Genomic DNA, 4,517 nt, shown 5'->3' with positions numbered 1-4,517 from the left:
CGACGATCTCTGGCGTGCAGTCGGCAACATCTGCGACCTGTTCGAGCCCGAAGAATGTTGGAACTACCTCAAGGCCGCTGGCTATGTTGCAGATTAATCGCCTGACGCTCTAGCCGATCGCGTAGATGGCCGAATTACCGCCGTGCTCGCACACCTCGACGCTTTCGAGCCAAACCCGATCGCCGGTCTCCGCCCGCAGGAATGTCGCGACATAGTCGAAGACGTATTTCGCCGTCGCCTCGCAGCCTACCGCCGGCAGCACGCGCAGGTCGACCAGATCTGCTTCCGCGAGCGCTTGGAAGCGCGGCAGTTCCGGGTCGTCCTCGGCGACGATCATCGTATGGTCGAACATCTCCTTCAGCCACCCCTTGACCGGTTTCAAACCGCCGAAGTCGAAGCACCAATTGTGCTGATCGAGTTCGAAGGTGGCGAAGACGAAGCGGAAGGCGAGGGCGTAGCCGTGTATCAGCCGGCAGTGAGAGTGTGTCGCCCGCCATTGGCGAAAGCAGCACGAGAGCCCTTCGCTGTGGTCATAAGCCTTGGTCGAACGGTAGATCGCCCGCGAATTGCGCATCGAAGAGACTGTACGGACTGGCTGGTTCATCGATATCTCCCGGACCGGGGCGTCGAGGTGGCGAGCCGGTTCAGTCGCCCGCGCCGCGTTCCAACGCAAGGCATTCCTGCAGGAACTCACTTTTGAGCGACGGGTCGCTCTTCATTTCGCCGAAATAGCAACAGCTGACCATGCGGCTGCGGTGGGATGCTTTGATCCCGCGGTGGGTCTTGCACATGTGCACGGCGCTCATCCGGACGGCGAGACCCCGCGGGCTGGTCCGTTCGCAGATGAACTGGCCGATCTGATTGACCAGCTCTTCCTGGATCTGCAGCCGCGCCGAGAAATAATCGACGATCCGATCGTATTTCGACAGGCCAATGAGCTTGCCGGCGGCGGCCGGCAGGATGCCGATATAGGCTTGACCGTAGATCGGCATCAGATGGTGGGCGCATGTGGACCGCACGTCGATCGGCCCGGTCACGATGAGTTGGTCGTAGCCGTCGGCATTGTCGAATTCGGTGATCTCCGGCGGAGCCGTGTAGCGGCCGCGCAGAATCTCCTCGACATACATCTTGGCCACGCGCTCGGGCGTGTCGCGGGTATTATGGTCGCTTTGGTGGTCGATCTGGAGAATGTCGAAGAGTTCGCCGATCTTGGCGGCGACCAAGGCCCTCATCGCCTCCCGCCCGGAAGGATCAATGTCCTCGACCTGCTCGTTGCAAAGTTGGGGATGTATCGATTTCGCTGGGTGGAAGTTCATGAGCGCCCGACCTCTCCAATTAGCCCGATGACGCTTAATATGTATTCTTTACCGTTTTAATAAAATGCGAACAGGGTCAGGCCCACGCCTGCCTCCCGCGCGAGATGCGCCGCATTCACCACCGGTTAGCATTTGTCTGACAAGATTCGTCCGCTTCAGACGGGAGGACATGACGTCCGCCTCAGATGGAAGGACATGATATGCCTCGGCCAAGCGCAAAGCAGGCCATCGCCATGGTACTGGCCGGGCTTTACATTTTCCTCACCGGTTTGGCTTTTGCGGGAGAGCTGGCAACCCCGACCGGTAAGGTGATTTTGACCATTTCCGGTGAAATCGCTGTTACCAATGCCGGCGACAGCGCCGAATTCGATCGGGCGATGCTGGAATCGCTCGGGATGGTGTCCTTCCGGACCAGGACCCCTTGGTACGACAAGCCGGTCACGTTTGAAGGTGTCAGCTTGGACAAGCTGATGACGCTTGTCGGCGCCACCGGCGATCGGGTGCGAGCCATTGCATTGAACGATTACATGACGGAAATCCCCATCGAGGATTTCGCAAGGCACGGCACCATCATCGCCCTCAAGCGGGATGGCGAATATATGCCGGTTCGGGACAAGGGGCCGCTGTTCATCGTCTACCCCTATGACAGCGACGCAGCGCTGCAGAGCCAGACCTATTACGGCCGCTCGGCATGGCAGCTCTCCAAGCTGATCGTTGAATAACATTTCCGCTCGCGAGAAACCCGCAATGGCGATGCGACTGGTCCAACTGCTGCTGGCGGTAACCGTGGGTTGCTTCGTCCTGGCGACGGCTTACATTTCTAACTTGATCGTCGAACGCCAACAGGCGCTTCGGCAGGTGGCCAGCTACAATACGACCTGGGCGGTGAGCCAAGCGCTGGTGGAATTCACGCGCTTGCAGCAGCGCGTCGCCGCCATTGCTGTCCCCGGCAGCGGCGTCGACGGCGATGAGGTCATGCTTCGCTTCGATATCCTGCTGAATCGGGTCAACATCCTCAAGCAGGGCGAGGCAGCCGAATTCATCGAGAAGAATTCGCATGCTCGCCGGATCGTTCAGCGTCTGGAAGAGGTCCTCGCCTCGGTCGAACCGCTGTTGCCGCGGGCCGACGAACCGGTGATTGCTCGCCAACTCGATCGGTTGCTGTATCCCTTCGAAACGGAGCTTGCCTCGCTCGCATCCTTTGCGACGCAACTCGGGGCGGAGCGCGTCGCGCAAGATCAGAAGGCACTGTTGCGCCTTCATTACGTTTTCACCGGACTGGCTGCCGGCCTGATCGTTTGCGGCGTCGCGCTGATCCTGCTGCTGGTCTGGAACAACCGGTTACTTGGCCGGGCGCACGACGACCTCCACGACCTCGCCGACGACCTGAGAGCGACCTCGGCGGCGCTGCAGACCCAAAATCGCCGGTTCAGGGCGGCCTTGAGCAACATGTCCCAAGGCCTCTGCATGTTCGACGCGAAAGGACATCTGGTCGTCTGGAACGAGCGGTTTGGCGCGATGTTCGGTCTATCCTACGCTGCACTGCAGCCGGGAGTGCCGCTCGATAAACTGGTGAGCGGAGCCGGTGAGGCGGATAGCTCGGCGGCCCTGAGGCAGATTTACTTCCAGCAACACGAACTTATACACGATCACCGGAGTTCGGTTTTTGTCCAGGAGTGCTTCGACGGGCGTTCCCTTTCCGTCACGCACGCGGCGCTAGGCGACGGCGGCTGGATCGCAACCTACGAAGACATTACCGACCTGCGCCGGGTGGAGCACCAGATCGTCCACATGGCGCATTTCGACTCGTTGACCGACCTTGCCAACCGGGTCCTGTTCGGCGAGAAATTGGATCAAGCGCTGTCCCGCGCCCGGCAAAACCAGAGTTTCCTCGCCATCATGTGTCTCGATCTCGATCGGTTCAAGGATGTCAACGACACCCTGGGCCATCAGCGCGGCGACGAACTGTTGAAATGCGTGGCCGACCGGCTGCGTTGTAATGTTCGCGAGAAGGATTTGGTCGCGCGAGTCGGGGGCGACGAGTTCACGCTGCTTCTCCTGCCGTCGGACGAGCCTCGCGACCTCGACGCGATCGCTTCCCGACTGATCGAAGCGGTCAGCGCGCCCTACGAAATCGACGGCCAGGAAGTGCTGATCGGTCTGAGCATTGGTATCGCCGAATTCAAGGGGAATTCGGAAGACGCGGATGTTCTTCTCAAGCAAGCCGATCTCGCGCTCTACGAAGCCAAGACCAGCGGCAAACGAACGTTCTGCTTCTTCGAGCCTCAGATGGATGACCAACTCCAGGCGCGCAAAGGGCTGGAGGCCGATCTTCGCAAGGCTCTTCCCAACAACGAGCTGGATGTCTTCTATCAGCCGGTCATGAATGCCGCGCGCGAGGAAATCTGTGGTTTCGAGGCACTGGTCCGCTGGTGCCATCCGATACGGGGGATGATACCGCCGGACGAGTTTATTCCGGTCGCCGAGGATATCGGACTGATCGTCGATCTCGGCGAGTGGGTCCTGCGGCAGGCCTGTGAGCAAGCGATCCGATGGCCGGCGGATATCCGGATCGCGGTCAATCTCTCTCCAGCGCAGTTTCGTAGCCAGGCGCTCGTGCAGGCGGTGGTCAATGCCCTGGCCGCTTCGGGCCTTTCCGCCGATCGCCTTGAACTCGAAATCACCGAATCGGTGCTGCTTGAAGACAGCGAGCACACCTTGACGATCCTGCACCAATTGCGCGAACTGGGCGTGAGGGTCGCCCTGGACGATTTCGGCACGGGTTACTCGTCGCTCAGCTATCTGCGCAGCTTTCCCTTCGACAAGATCAAGATCGACCAGTCCTTCATCCGGGACATGTCCGATAACTCCGACCATCTGCCGATCGTCGAACTGGTCATTGCGCTCGGCCGGGATCTCGGTTTGACGACGACCGCCGAAGGGGTGGAGACGGAAGACCAGTTTCGCAAATTGCAGGCGCTCGGATGTACCGAGGTGCAGGGATACTTCTTCGGCCGGCCCAAACCTGCCTCGGAAATTCCCTTGCCCGTTGGGAAAGCCAAGAGGCGCGGTCTGACGGCCGCCTGAAACCTAGGCTCAGGACTCATTGATCAGAGCCAGAAGATGACGGCGGCTGCGATGCAGATGGCCGAGAAGAAGGTGTGGGCGCAACGATCGTAGCGGGTGTGAATGCGCCGCCAG

General features: G+C 60.2%; 4 protein-coding genes and 1 pseudogene. 2 read left to right on the top strand and 3 right to left on the bottom strand.

Translation table 11 applies throughout. The features are described 5' to 3' along the window. Positions 1–109 precede the first annotated feature (109 nt). Together VQ045_RS21275 and folE are read right to left on the bottom strand one after the other, a co-directional pair. Positions 110–604, bottom strand: a complete 495-nt coding sequence (locus VQ045_RS21275; protein ID WP_331831540.1) for a 6-pyruvoyl trahydropterin synthase family protein — start codon at positions 602–604, stop codon at positions 110–112. Between the two features lie 40 nt (positions 605–644). Continuing rightward, complete coding sequence (gene folE / locus VQ045_RS21270; protein ID WP_327649511.1) at positions 645–1,232, bottom strand: GTP cyclohydrolase I; 588 nt, start codon at positions 1,230–1,232, stop codon at positions 645–647. Between the two features lie 284 nt (positions 1,233–1,516). Here folE and VQ045_RS21265 point away from each other — a divergent pair, with 284 nt between their 5' ends. Both VQ045_RS21265 and VQ045_RS21260 read left to right on the top strand, forming a co-directional pair. Then, positions 1,517–2,038, top strand: coding sequence for an oxidoreductase (locus VQ045_RS21265; RefSeq protein ID WP_442873114.1), 522 nt, complete (start codon positions 1,517–1,519; stop codon positions 2,036–2,038). A 25-nt stretch (positions 2,039–2,063) separates the two neighbouring features. Beyond that, complete coding sequence (locus VQ045_RS21260; RefSeq protein ID WP_331831539.1) at positions 2,064–4,403, top strand: putative bifunctional diguanylate cyclase/phosphodiesterase; 2,340 nt, start codon at positions 2,064–2,066, stop codon at positions 4,401–4,403. Between the two features lie 23 nt (positions 4,404–4,426). On the opposite strand, the pseudogene VQ045_RS21255 reads toward VQ045_RS21260, so the two are convergent. Next, positions 4,427–4,517, bottom strand: a pseudogene (locus tag VQ045_RS21255) (IS5/IS1182 family transposase); the annotation flags it as partial.

Source organism: Aurantimonas sp. E1-2-R+4 (assembly GCF_036549515.1).
GTDB classification, from domain to species: domain Bacteria; phylum Pseudomonadota; class Alphaproteobacteria; order Rhizobiales; family Rhizobiaceae; genus Aurantimonas; species Aurantimonas coralicida_A.
Note: the sequence above shows the minus strand (reverse complement) of the source record. Positions and strands in the feature narration are given on the sequence as shown.

Coding starts and splice junctions, on each gene's coding strand:
- VQ045_RS21275 (WP_331831540.1), bottom strand. CDS start 604: ATGAACCAGCCAGTCCGTACAGTCTCTTCGATGCGCAATTCGCGGGCG.
- folE (WP_327649511.1), bottom strand. CDS start 1,232: ATGAGGGCCTTGGTCGCCGCCAAGATCGGCGAACTCTTCGACATTCTC.
- VQ045_RS21260 (WP_331831539.1), top strand. CDS start 2,064: ATGGCGATGCGACTGGTCCAACTGCTGCTGGCGGTAACCGTGGGTTGC.
- VQ045_RS21265 (WP_442873114.1), top strand. CDS start 1,517: ATGCCTCGGCCAAGCGCAAAGCAGGCCATCGCCATGGTACTGGCCGGG.